15 protein-coding genes are annotated in these 15,895 nt (G+C 73.7%); 3 read left to right on the forward strand and 12 right to left on the reverse strand.

The features are described 5' to 3' along the window. Nucleotides 1-101: 101 nt before the first annotated feature. The 7 genes from ACWEQO_RS14650 to ACWEQO_RS14680 form a co-directional block, all read right to left on the reverse strand. The gene (locus tag ACWEQO_RS14650) at nucleotides 102-1,409 is read right to left on the reverse strand and encodes a glucarate dehydratase family protein (protein WP_452982825.1); all 1,308 of its coding nucleotides are present in this window, start codon (nucleotides 1,407-1,409) and stop codon (nucleotides 102-104) included. Nucleotides 1,410-1,603: 194 nt separating this feature from the next. Continuing rightward, complete coding sequence (locus tag ACWEQO_RS14655) at nucleotides 1,604-2,596, reverse strand: adenosine deaminase (RefSeq protein WP_452982828.1); 993 nt, start codon at nucleotides 2,594-2,596, stop codon at nucleotides 1,604-1,606. A 20-nt stretch (nucleotides 2,597-2,616) separates the two neighbouring features. Beyond that, nucleotides 2,617-3,522, reverse strand: a complete 906-nt coding sequence (locus tag ACWEQO_RS14660; RefSeq protein WP_452982831.1) for a ribonuclease Z — start codon at nucleotides 3,520-3,522, stop codon at nucleotides 2,617-2,619. A gap of 8 nt (nucleotides 3,523-3,530) precedes the next feature. Next, nucleotides 3,531-3,884 (reverse strand): histidine triad nucleotide-binding protein, encoded by a 354-nt coding sequence (locus tag ACWEQO_RS14665; protein WP_361455904.1) that lies wholly within the window; start codon nucleotides 3,882-3,884, stop codon nucleotides 3,531-3,533. An 81-nt stretch (nucleotides 3,885-3,965) separates the two neighbouring features. After that, nucleotides 3,966-4,103, reverse strand: a complete 138-nt coding sequence (locus tag ACWEQO_RS14670) for a hypothetical protein (protein ID WP_452982834.1) — start codon at nucleotides 4,101-4,103, stop codon at nucleotides 3,966-3,968. Nucleotides 4,104-4,108: 5 nt separating this feature from the next. Beyond that, on the reverse strand, nucleotides 4,109-7,351 hold the full coding sequence (locus tag ACWEQO_RS14675) for a S41 family peptidase (RefSeq protein ID WP_452982837.1): 3,243 nt from the start codon (nucleotides 7,349-7,351) through the stop codon (nucleotides 4,109-4,111). A gap of 45 nt (nucleotides 7,352-7,396) precedes the next feature. After that, nucleotides 7,397-7,942 carry a hypothetical protein gene (locus ACWEQO_RS14680; RefSeq protein WP_361455913.1) on the reverse strand — a complete coding sequence of 182 codons (546 nt, stop codon included), beginning with the start codon at nucleotides 7,940-7,942 and terminating at the stop codon, nucleotides 7,397-7,399. A gap of 72 nt (nucleotides 7,943-8,014) precedes the next feature. Between ACWEQO_RS14680 and ACWEQO_RS14685 the strand changes: the two genes are divergently transcribed. After that, nucleotides 8,015-8,395, forward strand: a complete 381-nt coding sequence (locus ACWEQO_RS14685; RefSeq protein WP_452982841.1) for a hypothetical protein — start codon at nucleotides 8,015-8,017, stop codon at nucleotides 8,393-8,395. Between the two features lie 42 nt (nucleotides 8,396-8,437). On the opposite strand, the gene ACWEQO_RS14690 is transcribed toward ACWEQO_RS14685, so the two are convergent. The 4 genes from ACWEQO_RS14690 to hrcA form a co-directional block, all read right to left on the reverse strand. Next, nucleotides 8,438-9,178 (reverse strand): 16S rRNA (uracil(1498)-N(3))-methyltransferase, encoded by a 741-nt coding sequence (locus ACWEQO_RS14690; protein WP_452982844.1) that lies wholly within the window; start codon nucleotides 9,176-9,178, stop codon nucleotides 8,438-8,440. Then, on the reverse strand, nucleotides 9,175-10,248 hold the full coding sequence (locus ACWEQO_RS14695; protein ID WP_452982847.1) for a nitronate monooxygenase: 1,074 nt from the start codon (nucleotides 10,246-10,248) through the stop codon (nucleotides 9,175-9,177). Before ACWEQO_RS14695 ends, ACWEQO_RS14690 begins: the two co-directional genes overlap by 4 nt. Before the next feature lie 340 nt (nucleotides 10,249-10,588). Further along, entirely contained in the window at nucleotides 10,589-11,728 is a 1,140-nt protein-coding gene (dnaJ, locus tag ACWEQO_RS14700; RefSeq protein WP_363032332.1) for a molecular chaperone DnaJ, read from the reverse strand. Beyond that, nucleotides 11,728-12,744, reverse strand: a complete 1,017-nt coding sequence (hrcA, locus tag ACWEQO_RS14705) for a heat-inducible transcriptional repressor HrcA (RefSeq protein ID WP_361455927.1) — start codon at nucleotides 12,742-12,744, stop codon at nucleotides 11,728-11,730. The genes dnaJ and hrcA overlap by 1 nt, the downstream gene beginning before the upstream one ends. 169 nt (nucleotides 12,745-12,913) lie before the next feature. Here hrcA and ACWEQO_RS14710 point away from each other — a divergent pair, with 169 nt between their 5' ends. Further along, complete coding sequence (locus ACWEQO_RS14710) at nucleotides 12,914-13,645, forward strand: MBL fold metallo-hydrolase (RefSeq protein ID WP_452982852.1); 732 nt, start codon at nucleotides 12,914-12,916, stop codon at nucleotides 13,643-13,645. A gap of 43 nt (nucleotides 13,646-13,688) precedes the next feature. Continuing rightward, nucleotides 13,689-14,495 (forward strand): DUF3097 domain-containing protein, encoded by an 807-nt coding sequence (locus ACWEQO_RS14715; protein WP_361455933.1) that lies wholly within the window; start codon nucleotides 13,689-13,691, stop codon nucleotides 14,493-14,495. 159 nt (nucleotides 14,496-14,654) lie between these two features. Here the strand turns inward: ACWEQO_RS14715 and hemW are convergent, their stop codons facing one another. Continuing rightward, a complete protein-coding gene (gene hemW, locus ACWEQO_RS14720; protein WP_361455936.1) occupies nucleotides 14,655-15,887 on the reverse strand; it encodes a radical SAM family heme chaperone HemW in 1,233 nt (410 codons plus the stop codon). Nucleotides 15,888-15,895 lie beyond the last annotated feature (8 nt).

Here is a 15,895-nt window from a genome sequence, read left to right on the forward strand (position 1 = left end):
GTGTGCACCAACCCACCGACGACACGGACGACCCGCCGCCCGTCACGGCCGTCACGTCCGTCACGTTCGGGTGCCTCTCACCTCACCGGCTCACCGCCGGCTCACCAGCGGGGCGCCGTCGGGGCGATCCACTCGGGGTCGGTGACCCGCATGGCCGCCGCGTCGTCGCGGTCGCGGAGTGCGCCGTCGTCCGCCAGCCACCGCCGGTGCAGGGCGGCGAGCCGGTCGTGGTCGAGGGTGACGCCGAGGCCGGGGGCGTCGGGCACCCGCACGGCGCCGTCCTCGAAGGCGAGGCGTTCGGTGAGCACGTCCTCGGACTGCCACGGGTAGTGGGAGTCGCAGGCGTGGTGCAGGTTCGGCACGGTGGCCGCGACGTGGGTCATCGCGGCGAGGCTGACGCCGAGGTGGGTGTTGGAGTGCATGGAGACGCCCACGCCGAAGGCCCGGCAGACGGCGGCGAGGTGCAGCGTGTTGCGCAGTCCGCCCCAGTAGTGGTGGTCGGAGAGGACGACCTGGACGGCGTCCGTGGTGAACGCCTCCCTGATCTCGGGGAAGGTCGTCACGCACATGTTGGTGGCGAGCGGCACTCCGGTGCGGGCTGCGACCTCGGCCATGGCGGGGGTGCCGAGCGTCGGGTCCTCCAGGTACTCCAGGAGCCCGCCGACCTCCTCGGCCACCCGGACCGAGGTCTCCACGGACCAGGCGCCGTTGGGGTCGAGCCGCAGCGGGTGGCCGGGGAAGGCCTCGGCGAGGGCGCGGACGGCGGCGATCTCCTCCTCGGGCGGGAAGACGCCGCCCTTGAGCTTGAAGGAGGTGAAGCCGTACCGCTCCTTGAAGGCACGGGCCTGCGCGACGACGCCGGCCGGGTCCAGGGCGGCGCCCCAGTCGTCCTTCTCGGCGGCGACGCCCTCGGGGTGCCCGGCGTACCGGTAGAAGAGGTACGCGCTGTACTCCACGGCGTCGCGGACCTTGCCGCCGAGCAGTGCGTGCACGGGCAGTCCGAGCGCCTTGCCGAGGGCGTCGAGGCAGGCCACCTCGAAGGCGGAGGCGATGGACAGCCGCAGCTTGTCGGCGGTCTGCACACCGCGCAGCCCGCCGACGTCGACGGCGTCCTCGACCCGGGAGGCCGCCACGGAGACCTCGTCCAGGAGCACGAAGAGGCTGTTCACATCCGTGACCTGGCGTCCCTTCAGCTGCTCGGCCAAGGGGCGGGCGAGTTCCAGGTACTTGGTGTCGCCGTAGGTCTCCCCCACGCCGGTGGTCCCGTCCGCCGTGACGATCTCGACGACCAGCCGGGGTGTGTACGGCTGGTGCACCCCCTGGGTGTTCAGCAGCGGCGGGTCGGCGACCAGGATCGGCGTGAGCCGCACCTCGGTGACGGTCAGGTCGCGGGCGGTCGGCACGGTCACGGGGCAGCTCCTACGAGGTCCAGGCCGGTGGCGGGCGGGGCCGACGGGCAGGGGCGCCGTCCCCGTCGTCGCCGCACCGGGACCCGCCCGCGCCGTCTCACCGTACGAACGTCATCCACGCATGGGAACAGAGGTTAGGCAGGTGAACAGACCCCGTCAATGGGAAGGACGGGAGCCGCGGGAGCCGCGGGAGCCTACGGGAAGACGTAGGCCTCCACCTCGGCGAGGTAGCGCGCCCGGCGTTCCTCGTCGTCGTCCAGGAACGCGGCGAGGAAGGAGTTGCGGGCCAGTTCGCGCAGCCGCTCCGGGCCGAGGCCGAGGGTGTCGCGCACCGCGTCGAAGTTGTCCCCGGCGTAGCCGCCGAAGTAGGCCGGGTCGTCGGAGTTCACCGTGCACAGCAGGCCGGCGTCGAGCATCGCGGGCAGCGGGTGGTCGGCGAGGGTGTCCACGGTGCGCAGCCGGACGTTGGACAGCGGGCACAGGGTCAGCGGGACGCGGTCCCGTACCAGCCGCTCCACCAGCGCCGGGTCCTCCGTGCAGCGCAGTCCGTGGTCGATCCGTTCGACGCCGAGGACGTCCAGCGCCTCGGTGATGTACTCCGGCGGCCCCTCCTCACCGGCGTGCGCCACCCGCCGCAGTCCGAGCGCGGCGGCCGCCTCGTACACCTCGCGGAACTTCGCCGGCGGATGTCCGACCTCGGCCGAGTCGAGGCCGACCCCGGTGATCCGGTCCAGGTGGGGCTTGGCGGCGTCCAGGGTCGCCAGGGCCGACTCGGCGGACTCGTCCCGCAGGAAGCACATGATCAGCCGGGTCGAGACGCCGTGCGTCCGCTCGCCGCGTTCCAGTGCCCGCCACAGCCCGTCGACCACCGTGTCCATGGCGACGCCCCGGGACAGATGGGCCTGCGGGTCGAAGAAGATCTCCGCGTGCCGCACGCCCTGGGCGGCGGCGCGGGCCAGGTAGGCGTCGGCGAGGTCCTCGAAGTCCCGCTCGGTGCGCAGCACCGCCATCAGTTCGTAGTACAGGTTCAGGAACGACTGGAGGTCCTCGAACCGGTACGCCTCACGCAGGGCGTCGGTGTCGGCCCAGGGCAGTGCGACGCCGTTGCGCGCGGCGAGGGCGAAGGCGAGCTCGGGCTCGAGGGTGCCTTCGATGTGAAGGTGCAGTTCGGCTTTGGGTACGGGCATCGAAATATCGTACGGCGATCTCACCGACGCTTCGGAAGCGGCACCCGCAGCAGATCGCGCGCCACGGTCAGCTCTCCCCGGTACCCGGCGGCCCGCGCCTGCCGCTCGAACTCCTCCGGGTCGCCGTAGCGCTGGCTGAAGTGGGTGAGCACCAGGTGCCGCACGCCCGCGTCCCGCGCCACCCGGGCCGCCTGGCCCGCCGTCAGATGACCGTGCTCGACGGCGAGTTCCTCGTCCTCGTCGAGGAACGTGGACTCGATGACGAGCAGGTCGCAGCCCTCGGCCAGCGCGTACACCCCCGGGCAGAGCCGGGTGTCCATGACGAACGCGAACCGCTGGCCGCGCCGCACCTCGCTCACCGCCTCCAGCGGGACCCCGTCGAGCGTGCCCTCGCGCTGGAGGCGGCCGACGTCCGGGCCCTCGATGCCGTGCGCGGCGAGCCGGTCGGGCAGCATCCGCCGCCCGTCGGGTTCGACCAGCCGGTAGCCGTACGACTCCACGGGGTGCGACAGCCTCCGTGCCTCCAGGGTGTACCCGGCGGTGCGGGCCAGCGGGCCGTCGGCGCCGACCGGCGCCTCGGTGATGCCGACCGTCTCGCGGTAGGCGGTGGCGTAGCGCAGCCGGTCGAAGAAGCGCTGCCCGGAGCCCGGGTAGTGGGCGGTGACCGGGTGCGGGACCCGGTCGAGGTTGATGCGCTGGATCACTCCGGCGAGACCGAGCGAGTGGTCGCCGTGGAAGTGGGTGACGCAGATCCGGTTCAGGTCGTGCGCGGCGACCCCGGCGCGCAGCATCTGGCGCTGGGTGCCCTCGCCGGGGTCGAACAGGATGCCCTCGCCGTCCCAGCGCAGCAGATAACCGTTGTGGTTGCGGTGGCGGGTGGGGACCTGGCTGGCGGTGCCGAGCACCACCAGTTCGCGCACGGACAAGGAGCCGCCTATCCGGGGGGCCACTCGAGACCGCGACCGCCCAGGACGTGGGCGTGCGCGTGCCAGACGGTCTGCCCGGCGCCGCTGCCGGTGTTGAAGACGACGCGGTGGCTCTCCAACTGCTCCTGGTCCGCGACGGCCTGCGCCTCGCGCAGGACGTCCGCCGCGACCTCGGGGGCGGCCGCGGCCAGGGCCGCCGCGTCCTTGTGGTGCGCCTTCGGGATGACCAGGACGTGCGTCGGCGCCTGCGGGTTGATGTCGCGGAACGCGACGGTCGTCTCCGTCTCGCGGACGATCGTCGACGGAACCTGCCCGGCGACGATCTTGCAGAACAGGCAGTCGTCCTGCGGTTCCCCTGCCATGGGTGTGCCTCCTCGCCCGGTTGCTGCCCGGTTGCCGCCCGGGGGATGCCCGGGTGATCGCCTACCCGGGCATCGTATCCGTCACACCGTCGCGCCGGCCGCTTCGGTCACCTCAGCCGCTTCGGTCACCTCGGCCGCTTCGGCTTCTTCGGCTGTCTCGGTTTCCTCGGTTGCTTCGGCCGCATCGGTCGCCTCCCTCAGCTCGGTCGCGTCGGTCACGTCGGTCAGGACAGCGTCGGCGGCGTCTTCGCCGGTGTCTCCTCGAGCGCCGCCAGCGCCAGCCGGACCGCCTCGTCCAGTTGCACGTCCCGCCCCGCCGCGTGGTCCTGCGGTCGCTGCACCACCTCGACGTCCGGGTCCACGCCGTGGTTCTCCACGCCCCAGCCGTACCCCTCCAGCCAGAAGGCGTACTTGGGCTGGGTGACGAGGGTGCCGTCGACGAGCCGGTAGCGGCTGTCGATGCCGATGACGCCGCCCCAGGTGCGGGTGCCGACGACCGGGCCGATGCCGAGCGCCTTGATCGCCGCGTTGACGATGTCGCCGTCGGAGCCGGAGAACTCGTCGGCGACGGCGACCACGGGACCGCGCGGCGCGTCCTGCGGGTAGCTCTCCGGGCGCATGCCGCGCGGCAGGTCCCAGCCGACGATCCGCCGGGCCAGCTTCTCGACGACGAGCTGGGAGGTGTGCCCGCCGCGGTTCTCCCGGACGTCGACGATCAGGCCCTCGCGGGTCACCTCGACCCGCAGGTCGCGGTGGATCTGGGCCCAGCCGGGGGCCTGCATGTCGGGCACGTGGAGGTAGCCGAGCCGACCGCCGGACAGTTCGTGGACGTGGGCCCGCCGGTCGGCGACCCAGGCGTGGTAGCGCAGCGGCTCCTCGTCGGCGACGGGGACGACCACCGCGTGCCGCGTCTCCCCGCCGCCGGCCGGGGAGACGGTCAGCTCGACCGGTTTGTCCGCGGTGCCGACCAGCAGCGGCGCCGGTCCGGTCACCGGGTCGACCGGCTGTCCGGCCACGGCGACGATCGCGTCGCCGGTGCGGATCGCGACGCCGGGCGCGGCCAGCGGGGAGCGGCCCTGCGGATCGGAGGTCTCCGCGGGCAGGATCCGGTCGACGCGCCAACTGCCGTCCTCGTGACGGGAGATGTCCGCGCCGAGCAGGCCCTGCCGGGCGCCGCCGCCGTGGCCGCCGCCCGGGGTGACGTAGGCGTGCGAGGTGCCGAGTTCGCCCTGTACCTCCCAGAGGAGGTCGACCAGGTCGTCGTGGGTGGCGAGCCGGTCGAGGACGGGCCGGTAGCGGTCGAGGACGCCGTCCCAGTCGACGCCGTTCATGTCCGGCCGCCAGTAGTTGTCCCGCATGATGCGGCCGGCCTCGTCGAACATCTGCCGCCACTCGGCGGCCGGGTCGACGAACTGGCGCACCCGGTCGAGGTCGACGGTGATGTTGCCGTCGCTGTCGTCGTCGTTCGGCGCGCGCCGGTCGCTGGGGACGACCTTCAGCCGCCCGTCGGTCCACAGCAGCACCCGCTTGCCGTCGCCGCCGACCTCGAAGTGGTCGGCGTCCACGGCCAGGTGCTCGAGGCGCTGCTGGGCGAGGTCGTAGCGCTCCAGTTCGGTCTTGGGGTCGGGGTCGTCGGGGGTGGCCCTGGAGGCGCCGAGCACACCGCGCACCGGGTGCCGCAGCCACAGCACCCCGTCCTTGGCGGCGCGCAGGTTGGAGTAGCGGGCGGCCTCGACCGGGAACGGCACGATCCGGTCGGCCAACCCTTCGAGGTCGATCCGGGTGGCGGGGGTGCCCTCGCTGTCGGGGGTCTCGTCCCGGTCCGGTGTCTGGAAGGGGCGGCCGTGCCGCTGCGGGCCGAACGGGGACGGGGTCGTCGCGGCGAGGGTGATCAGGTGCGGGCGGGCGCTCTCGACGAAGGCGAGGTCGAAGACGAACTCGTCGTAGACGGGGTCGAAGGAGCGGGTCGACAGGAAGGCGAGGTGCTTGCCGTCGAGGGTGAACGCGGGCGCGTAGTCCTGGAAGCGCAGCGGGGTCGCCTCGGTGACCGTCAGGCCGGCGGTGTCGGCGATCCTCAGCTGGCTCAGCGGGCGGGGGCCGGGGTGGGACCAGGCGAGCCAGGCGGAGTCGGGCGAGAAGGTCAGCCCGGAGACGTCGCCGTGTTCGCTGCGGTCGACCTCGCGGACCTCGCCGGTCTCCCGCTCGACGAGCAGGAGGCGGCCGTCGTGCGAGGCGACAGCGGCACGGCTGCCGTCGGGCGCCATGGCGAGGCCCAGGACGCGGCCGAGCCGCCCGGCGGCGATCCGGTGCGGTGTGGCTCCGGGGGCGAGGCCGGTGGCGGGGGCGAACTCCAGGGCGTCCTCGCCCTCGGCGTCCGTGACCCACACCACCCACTCCTCGCCGTCCACGCGGAAGGTGCGCGGGCGGCGGGCCCGTACACCGGGGGTGGCGGCGAGCGCGCGGGCCGGGCCGGCGCGGTGGGTGACCCAGTGGACGGTACCGCGCACGCAGACGGCGCTGCCGCGCGCGGTGTGGTCGGGGGAGGCGGAACCGAACCAGCGGGCGGCGTTCACCGGGAACGGCTGGAGGTCGGTGCGCTGCCCGCCCAACCGGATGTCGAGCAGGCGCGGTTCGGCCCCGTCCAGGTCGTCGAGGATCCACAGCTCACCGGCGCAGGAGTACACGACGCGGGTGCCGTCGGTGGCGGCGTGCCGGGCGTAGAAACCTCCGAGGGGGGTGTGCCGGCGCAGGTCGGACCCGTCGGCGAGGGAGGAGTACAGGGCGCCGGTGCCCTCGTGGTCGGAGAGGAAGCCGACCCTGTCACGTACCCACAGCGGGTGCTCGATGTTCCCGTCGAGGTCGCCGTGCAGCCGGACGAACTCCTCCGGGCCGTCGGCCGGGGCGCCGTCGCCGCCCTCGCCCCCGGTCTCCCGCGCGATCCACAGCTTGCCCGCCGTGCCGCCCCGGTACCGCTTCCACCAGGCGGCCTCGCGGCCCATCGTCGCGGACAGCAGGACCGTGCGCGGCCCGTGGGCGACGTCGCCCACGGGGCCGTACGGCAGGGTGGTGGCGGGTCCGCCGTCGAGGGGGATCGCGCGGGCCCAGGTGCGGCGCAGGCTGGCCTGGCCCTGGGTGCTGAGCGCCAGGACCTTCCCGTCCGGGGTCCAGCCGCGCACCTGGGTCTTCGCACTCCCCCAGTACGTCAGACGCCGTCCGGGGCCGCCCTCGACGGGGGCGATGTGCACCTCGGGGGCGCCGTCCCGGGTGGAGGTCCAGGCGACGGTGGCGCCGTCGGGCGAGATACGGGGGAGCGTCACCGGCACGTTGTCGGCGCTCACCCGCCAGGCCCGGCCGCCGTCGAGCGGGGCGAGCCACACGTCGTCCTCGGCGGTGAAGGCGACCAACTCGCCGTACGGATGCGGGAACCGGAGATACGCGGCGGGGGCGACCGATGCAGACTGTGTCACTCGATCACCCTATGCACGCGGGGTCGGCCTGGACAGAGGTTTGGATCACTTGCCCTCGACGGGGCGACAGGACGGGTACTGCTCGCACCACACGGTCGTGGTGACCGTCACGGTGACGGTGGGCCGCGGGCCGCGGTGCGTGGGTTCGCCCACCGCGGGCGGGCTGGTGGCGTCGCAGTCGCCCAGGCCGTCGACCCGGAACCACTGCTTGCCGTCCACTTTCGCGGTGATGTCCCCGCGCACACAGGCGCCTTCGACGGCATGGGTGATCTTCCCGGTGACGGTGATCTCCTTGCCGTCCTCGGTCTCCCCGTCGCAGTCCACGGTGGCCACGGTCTTTTCACTCGCGGGCGGCGAGGACGCGCCGTCCTGGTTCCCGTAGGAGGCGGTGCAGCTGAGCCAACGCACCCCTGCCTTCTGCTGGTTGAGCTCTCTGGTGACCGTCTCGTCGGTCGTGTGCGCCACCGCCGCCGTGCCGACCGAACCCGGCTCGCACGCCACGGCCCCGCCCACGGCGACCACGACGAACCCGACGGCCGGCACTGCCCGCCGCCACCGCGTCCCGCCCCGAACCCGCCTCGATGCCCCCATGTCCGGCAGCCTGCCACCGCCCCCACGCGTGACGGTAGGGCGCATACGGCCACTCCTCACTACCGTGGAGCGATGCGCAGCGAACGCCGGATCAGACGACTCGTCGTGGACGACACCGCCCCGGGCGGAACGACCGCCTACCTGTGGTCGGTGCGTCATCGGCACCACACCGGCGAGCCCTGCCACGAGGTGCTCGCACTGACCCGGGAGGGGACGACGACCACGACCCACCTGGTGTTCCGGGGCGGCGAGGGCCGTTTCGTCCCCGACGGTTTCCTGCACTCCGGGGCTGTGGCCCTCGGCGGGCACGCGGCGCTCAACCTGCACGAGCCCGGTGTCGTACGGGCCTTCGTCGACGAGGCGGTCCGGCGCGGGCTGCTCGGCGGGACCGCGGAGCTGGACGGCTGGGACCTGTTCCCGGCGGTCGCCGCCGCCCGCGCGGCGGACCGCTGACGGCCGGCCGCGCGGCTGACGGCGAACGGCCGGCCGGGGGTGTCAGGACCAGCGGCCCGTGCGGGCCAGCAGGACGGCCGTGGCGGCGGTGCCCGCGGTGGAGGTGCGCAGGACGCTGCGGCCCAGGCGGTAGGGTGCGGCGCCGGCCTGCGCGAAGAGCGCCAACTCCTCCGGCGAGACCCCGCCTTCGGGGCCGACGACCAGCACGATGCTGCCGGTGGCGGGGAGTTCGGCGGTCGCCAGGGGTTCGGTTCCGCTCTCGTGGAGCACGGCGGCGAAGTCGGCTTCGGCGAGAAGTGAGGCAACCTGCTTGGTCGTCGCCGCGTCCGCGACCTCGGGGAAGCGCGCCCGGCGGGACTGCTTCCCGGCCTCCCGGGCCGTCGCCCGCCACTTGGCGAGGGACTTCAGCCCGCGCTCGCCCTTCCACTGCGTGATGCAGCGCGCCGCCGACCACGGCACGATCGCGTCGACGCCGACCTCGGTCATCGTCTCCACGGCCAGCTCGCCCCGGTCGCCCTTGGGCAGCGCCTGGACGACGGTGAGCCGGGGCGACTCCACGGGCTCCTCGACGACGTCCCCGAGGCGCACGATCAGCCGGTCCTTGCCCTCGGTGCCGGTCACCTCGCCCTCGGCCCTGCGGCCCGCGCCGTCGGTGAGGACGACGCTCTCCCCGGCCCGCAGCCGCTTCACGGAGACGGCGTGCCGCCCCTCGGGGCCGTCGAGCACATGGTGTCCGGAGCCGTCCGTGCCGAAGTCCTTCACCACGAAGACCGGCGCGGTCATGCGGCACCTCCTGCCAACAACTCCGCCCGGGCGGTCGCGAGTTCGGCGACCAGCACCTCCACCAGCTGCCCGGCGGGCAGCTCCCGGGCCATCCGGTGGCCCTGTCCCGCCCACAGGGCCATGCCCTGTGCGTCCCCCGCCTTGGCGGCGGCCTTGCGCAGCGGCGCGGCGAGATGGTGGACGTCCGGGTAGGCGGCGGGCGCGTACGGGCCGTGTTCGCGCAGGAACCGGTTGACCAGGCCGCGGGCCGGGCGTCCCGAGAAGGCTCGGGTCAGTTCGGTGCGGACGTACAGGGGGTCGGTCAGCGCCCGCTTGTGCAGGGCGTGCGCGCCGGACTCGTGGGTGGCGACGAAGGCGGTGCCGAGCTGGGCCGCCCGGGCGCCGGCCGCGAGCACCGCGGCGATCTGGCTGCCGCGCATGATGCCGCCGGCGGCGACGATCGGGATGCCCACCGTCTCCCGCACCTCGGCGACCAGGGACAGCAGTCCGATGCCGGAGCCGTCGTTCTCCGGGAGGTCCCGGTGGGTGCCCTGGTGGCCGCCGGCCTCGACGCCCTGCGCGATCACCGCGTCGGCGCCCGCCCGCTCCACAACCCGCGCCTCTTCGGCGGTGGTCGCGGTGACCAGGGTGAACGTGCCGACGCGGCGCAGGGAGTCCAGGACCTCGCGGGTCGGCACACCGAAGTGGAACGACACCACCGGCACCGGGTTGTCGAGCAGGACGGCGAGTTTGGCGTCGTAGCCGTCGTCGCGGCCGCTGTCCGGGTCGCCGAGCTCGGTCTCGTACCAGGAGGCCTCGCCGGCCAGCTGGTGGGCGTAGACGCCGACGGCGGCCGGGTCGGGGGTCTCGGGCTGGGGCATGAAGACGTTGACGCCGAACGGGTGGCCGGTCAGTCCGCGCAGCTGCTTGATCTCCTGGTACATCCCGTCCGCGGTCTTGTACCCGGCGGCCAGGAAACCGAGCCCGCCCGCCTCGGAGACGGCCGCGGCCAGCTGCGGCACGGAGACACCGCCCGCCATGGGGGCCTGCACGACGGGGTGCGGAAGGAGATCGGTGAGCGCCAAGGACATGACGGCATGTTGCCACGTCCTTCGGACATCTCCGAATCGGGGCTTAACCGGCCCTTGCCCTTGGCGCGGGCCGTGTCCGGGGCATCTCCGGGGCAGTTTTCGGGGAGCTCCGGAACGCCTTCCGGGGTGCCCCCGGAACGCCTTCCGGGGTGCCCCCGGAACGCCTTCCGGAGCACCGCGGGAGCCGTTCCCGGCCCCCGCGCGCAGCACCCCGTCGGTGTCGTCCGTCAGCGCCCGTCGAAAGCGTCCTTCAGCCGGGAGAACAGCCCCTGCCGCCCCGGCCGGCTGTGCTCACCCGGGGAACGACCCCCGGGCCCCCGGCACCACCACCGACGCCCGCTCAGCGCCCGTTGAAAGCGTCCTTCAGCCGGGAGAACAGCCCCTGCTGCCCCGGCTGGAACTGGCCCAGCGGGCGCTCCTCGCCGCGGAGCTTGGCGAGCTCGCGCAGCAGGCGTTCCTGTTCGGGGTCGAGCTTGCTCGGGGTCTGCACCTCGACGTGCACGACGAGGTCGCCCCGGCCGCCGCCGCGCAGATGCGTGACGCCCCGGCCGTGCAGCGGGATCGACTGGCCGGACTGGGTACCGGGCCGGATGTCGACCTCCTCCATGCCGTCCAGCGTCTCCAGCGGCACCTTGGTGCCGAGGGCGGCCGCCGTCATCGGGATGGTGACCGTGCAGTGCAGGTCGTCGCCGCGCCGCTGGAAGGTGCTGTGCGGCAGCTCGTGGATCTCCACGTACAGGTCGCCGGCGGGACCGCCGCCGGGGCCGACCTCGCCCTCGCCGGCCAGCTGGATCCGGGTGCCGTTGTCGACACCGGCCGGGATCTTCACGGTCAGGGTGCGGCGGGAGCGGACGCGTCCGTCGCCGGCGCACTCCGGGCACGGGTTCGGGACGACGGTGCCGAAGCCCTGGCACTGCGGGCAGGGGCGCGAGGTCATGACCTGGCCCAGGAAGGACCGGGTGACCTGCGAGACCTCACCGCGGCCGCGGCACATGTCACAGGTCTGCGCGCTGGTCCCGGGCGCGGCGCCCTCACCGCTGCACGTGGTGCACACGATCGCCGTGTCGACCTGGATGTCCTTGGTCGTGCCGAACGCGGCCTCGTCCAGCTCGACCTCGATCCGGATCATCGCGTCCTGGCCGCGGCGGGTGCGCGAGCGCGGACCGCGCTGCGACGCCGTGCCGAAGAACGCGTCCATGATGTCGGAGAAGTTCCCGAAGCCGCCCGCTCCGAAGCCGCCCGCGCCGCCGCCGGCCCCGGCCTGCTGGAGCGGGTCGCCGCCGAGGTCGTAGACCTGCTTCTTCTGCGGGTCCGACAGCACCTCGTAGGCGGCGTTGATCTCCTTGAACCGCTCCTGGGTCTTCGGATCCGGGTTGACGTCCGGATGCAGCTCGCGGGCGAGCCGCCGGAAGGCCTTTTTGATCTCCTCCTGCGACGCGTCGCGGCGCACGCCGAGTACGGCGTAGTAGTCCGTGGCCACTACGACTCCGCCAGGATCTGTCCGACGTACCGTGCCACTGCGCGTACCGCTCCCATCGTTCCCGGGTAATCCATGCGGGTCGGACCGACCACGCCGAGCTTGGCAACAGCCTCGCCGCCCGAACCGTAGCCCACCGACACCACTGAGGTGGAGTTGAGTCCCTCGTGGGCGTTCTCGTGACCGATACGCACGGTCACGCCCGGATCCTTCGCCTCGCCCAGCAGCTTGAGGAGCACGACCTGCTCCTCGAGCGCCTCCAGCACGGGCCGGATCACAAGGGGGAAGTCATGTCCGAAGCGGGTCAGATTGGCGGTACCGCCGATCATCAGCCGCTCCTCGTTGTCCTCGACGAGCGTCTCCAGGAGGGTGGAGAGCACGGTCGAGACCGTACCGCGCTCCTCGGGGTCGAAGGCCTCGGGGAGATCCTCGACGAGAGACGGTACATCGGTGAAACGTCGGCCCGCGACACGACTGTTGAGCCGCGCCCGCAGATCCCCCAGGGTCGCCTCGCCGATCGGCGCCGGACAGTCGATCATGCGCTGCTCGACCCGCCCGGTGTCCGTGATCAGCACCAGCATGGCGCGCGCGGGCGCCATCGGGAGCAGCTCCACGTGCCGCACGGTCGAGCGGGTCAGCGACGGGTACTGCACGACGGCGACCTGCCGGGTCAGCTGCGCCAGCAGCCGCACCGTGCGGGCCACGACGTCGTCCAGGTCGACGGCGCCCTCGAGGAAGTTCTGGATGGCGCGCCGCTCGGGCGCGGTCATCGGCTTGACCCCGGCGAGCTTGTCCACGAAGAGCCGGTAGCCCTTGTCGGTGGGGATGCGCCCGGCGCTGGTGTGCGGCTGGGCGATGAACCCCTCGTCCTCCAGGGCCGCCATGTCGTTGCGCACGGTGGCCGGGGAGACGCCCAGCTTGTGCCGCTCGGTGAGGGCCTTGGAGCCGACGGGCTCCTCGGTTCCGACGTAGTCCTGAACGATGGCGCGCAACACCTGGAGCCTGCGTTCACTGAGCACGGCGCACACCTCCAGAAGCCTTCCGCCCGGTCCGTTCCCTGATGTCCTGGCACTCTTCGCACGCGAGTGCCAGACGTCCCCGCCCAGTGTACGGCCGGGGGGTACACCCCGGGCAAGGCCGGTCCCACACCGTCGTGCCGGGCGGTCCGTGGACGGTTAGCGTCGCGGTATGGCGGTGACTTGGGAAGAGTCGGGGTGGGAACGGCTGGCGCCGGGAGTGGGCCGGCGCCGGTTGCCGGTGTGGGACTGCACGGCGGGGCTCGTCGTCGGCGCGGGCACGGCGCTGCTCGTGGACGCCGGTTCGAGCCTGGGCGAGGGCGCCCGGTTGCGGGCGCAGGCGCAGGCGCTCGCCGGCGGGCGTGTGACACATCTCGCGCTCACCCACCCCCACTTCGACCATGTGCTGGGGGCGGCGGTGTTCGCGGGCGCGGAGGTGTTCGGCGCGGTGGGCCTGGACACGGCGCTGGCGCGGGGCGGCGAGGAGCTGCGCGCGGACGCGGAGCGCGAGGGCCTGGACGCGCGGGCCGCGGAGGAGGCCGTGGACGCGCTGACACTGGTCCGCCCCCGGCACCTGGTGTCCGGCGAGTGGACGCTCGACCTGGGCGGCGGACGGCAGGCGCTCCTCGCGAACGTGGGCCCCGGCCACACCGCCCACGATCTGGCGGTGCTGGTGCCCGGCGACCCGGAGGTGGTCTTCTGCGGCGACCTGGTGGAGGAGTCCGGCGATCCGCAGGCCGGCCCCGACGCCGTCCCCTCGCGGTGGCCGGCCGCCCTGGACCGGCTGCTCGCCCTGGGCGGCGAGGACGCGGTGTACGTGCCCGGTCACGGAGCGGTGGTGGACGCGGCGTTCGTACGGGCCCAGCGCGACGCCCTCGCGGCTCGTTTCGGCGTGTCGGGCTGACCCTTCGGCCGAACGGGGGCCCGCTTCTCCTATCGTCATCGGAATGCGCCCGTACTCCCCTGACCTGACCCCCGGATGGAAGAAGTCCCGGCCCGTCCCCGAGGTCCCGGCCGAGCCCGGTCTGGTGGTGGAGGAGCCCGGCAGCGGATTCTGCGGCGCGGTGATCCGCTGCGAGGCGGGCACGGTGACCCTGGAGGACCGCTTCGGCAAGCACCGGGTCTTCCCGCTGGAGCCGCGCGGCTTCCTGCTGGAGGGCCGCACGGTGACGCTGGTGCGGCCCGCCGCGGGCCCGGCGCGGCCGACCCGTACGGCATCCGGTTCGGTGGCCGTCCCGGGCGCCCGCGCGCGGGTGGCGCGCGCCGGGCGCATCTACGTCGAGGGCCGCCACGACGCCGAACTGGTCGAGAAGGTGTGGGGCGACGACCTGCGCGTCGAGGGCGTGGTCGTGGAGTACCTGGAGGGCGTCGACGACCTGCCCGCGCTCGTCGACGCGTTCGCGCCGGGCCCGGACGCCCGGCTGGGCGTCCTGGTGGACCACCTGGTGCCGGGCTCGAAGGAGTGGCGCATCGCGGAGTCGGTCACCGGCGAGCACGCCCTGGTGGTGGGCCACCCGTACATCGACGTCTGGGAGGCGGTGAAGCCGTCGTCCCTGGGCATCGAGGCATGGCCCCGGGTGCCGCACGGCCAGGACTGGAAGACGGGGGTCTGCCGGGCACTGGGCTGGCGCGTGGCCCACACCGGGGAGGCCTGGCGGCGGATCCTCGGCGCGGTGCACTCGTACAAGGACCTGGAGCCGGCGCTCCTGGGTCGGGTCGAGGAACTGATCGATTTCGTGACGGCCCCGTCCTGACCCACCCAGCCGGTTTCGCCCCGGCGGGGCCGGCTTTCAGCCCGTCCGGCGATTGAGGACGAGGCCGTTCAGGCCGATGGGGGGGGGTCCGGGGGCGCAGCCCCCGGGGACGGGAAGGGAAGGGGCGGCGGGGGCGAAAAACCTCCCCCCGGCACCCGCTCAGTCCACCAGGTCCCGCACCACCGCGTCCGCCAGCAACCGCCCCCGCAGGGTGAGCGCCGCACGCCCCTCGTCGTACGCTTCCTGCCGCAGCAGCCCGTCCGTCAGGGCACGGCGCGCCGCCGACAGCCCCTCCGCGCGGAGAAGAGCGAGCGGAACCCCTTCCTCCAGCCGCAGCTCCAGCAGGATCCGCTCCACCCGCCGGTCCTCCTCGGAGAGGAGCTCCCGCCCGGCCCCCGGCGACCGCCCCTCCGCCAGCGCCGCCGCGTACGCGCCGGGGTGCTTCACGTTCCACCAGCGCACCCCGCCCACGTGCGAGTGCGCCCCGGGGCCCGCGCCCCACCAGTCCGCGCCGCGCCAGTACAGCTCGTTGTGCAGGCAGCGTCCCGCTTCGGAGGTGGCCCAGTTCGACACCTCGTACCAGGCGAAGCCGGCCGCCGACAGGGCCTCCTCGGCGATCAGGTACCGGTCCGCGTGCACGTCGTCGTCGGTCATCGGCACCTCACCGCGCCGGATGCGGCGGGCGAGCTGCGTGCCCTCCTCGACGATGAGCGCGTACGCGGAGACGTGGTCGGGTCCGGCGCCGAGGGCCGCGTCCAGCGAGGCCCGCCAGTCGTCGTCGGACTCGCCGGGGGTGCCGTAGATCAGGTCGAGGTTGACGTGCTCGAAGCCCGCCGCCCGCGCCTCGGCGACACACGCCTCCGGGCGGCCGGGGGTGTGGGTGCGGTCGAGGACCTTCAGCACGTGCTGCCGGGCGCTCTGCATGCCGAAGGAGATCCGGTTGAAGCCGCCCGCGCGCAGGGTCGCCAGGTAGGCCGGATCGACCGACTCCGGGTTCGCCTCGGTGGTGACCTCGGCGTCCGGTGCCAGCCCGAACTCGTCGCGGATCGCGCCCAGCATCCGTACGAGGTCCTCGGCGGCCAGCAGGGTGGGGGTGCCGCCGCCGACGAACACCGTGCGGACCTCGCGCGGGTCGTCGCCGAGCACCTTGCGGGCCAGGCGGACCTCGTCGATCAGGGTCTCGGCGTAGTTGTCGCGGGAGGCCAGCACTCCGCCGCTGCCGCGCAGCTCGGTGGCGGTGTAGGTGTTGAAGTCGCAGTAGCCGCAGCGGGTCGCGCAGTACGGCACGTGCAGGTAGAACCCGAGGGGGCGGCCCGCGGCGCCGGTGAGCGCGGACGCGGGCAGCGCGCCGTCGGTGGGGACGGGCTCGCCGTCGGGGAGTGCGGAAGGCATGTGCTCCA

This window comes from Streptomyces sp. NPDC004051 (genome assembly GCF_053604275.1).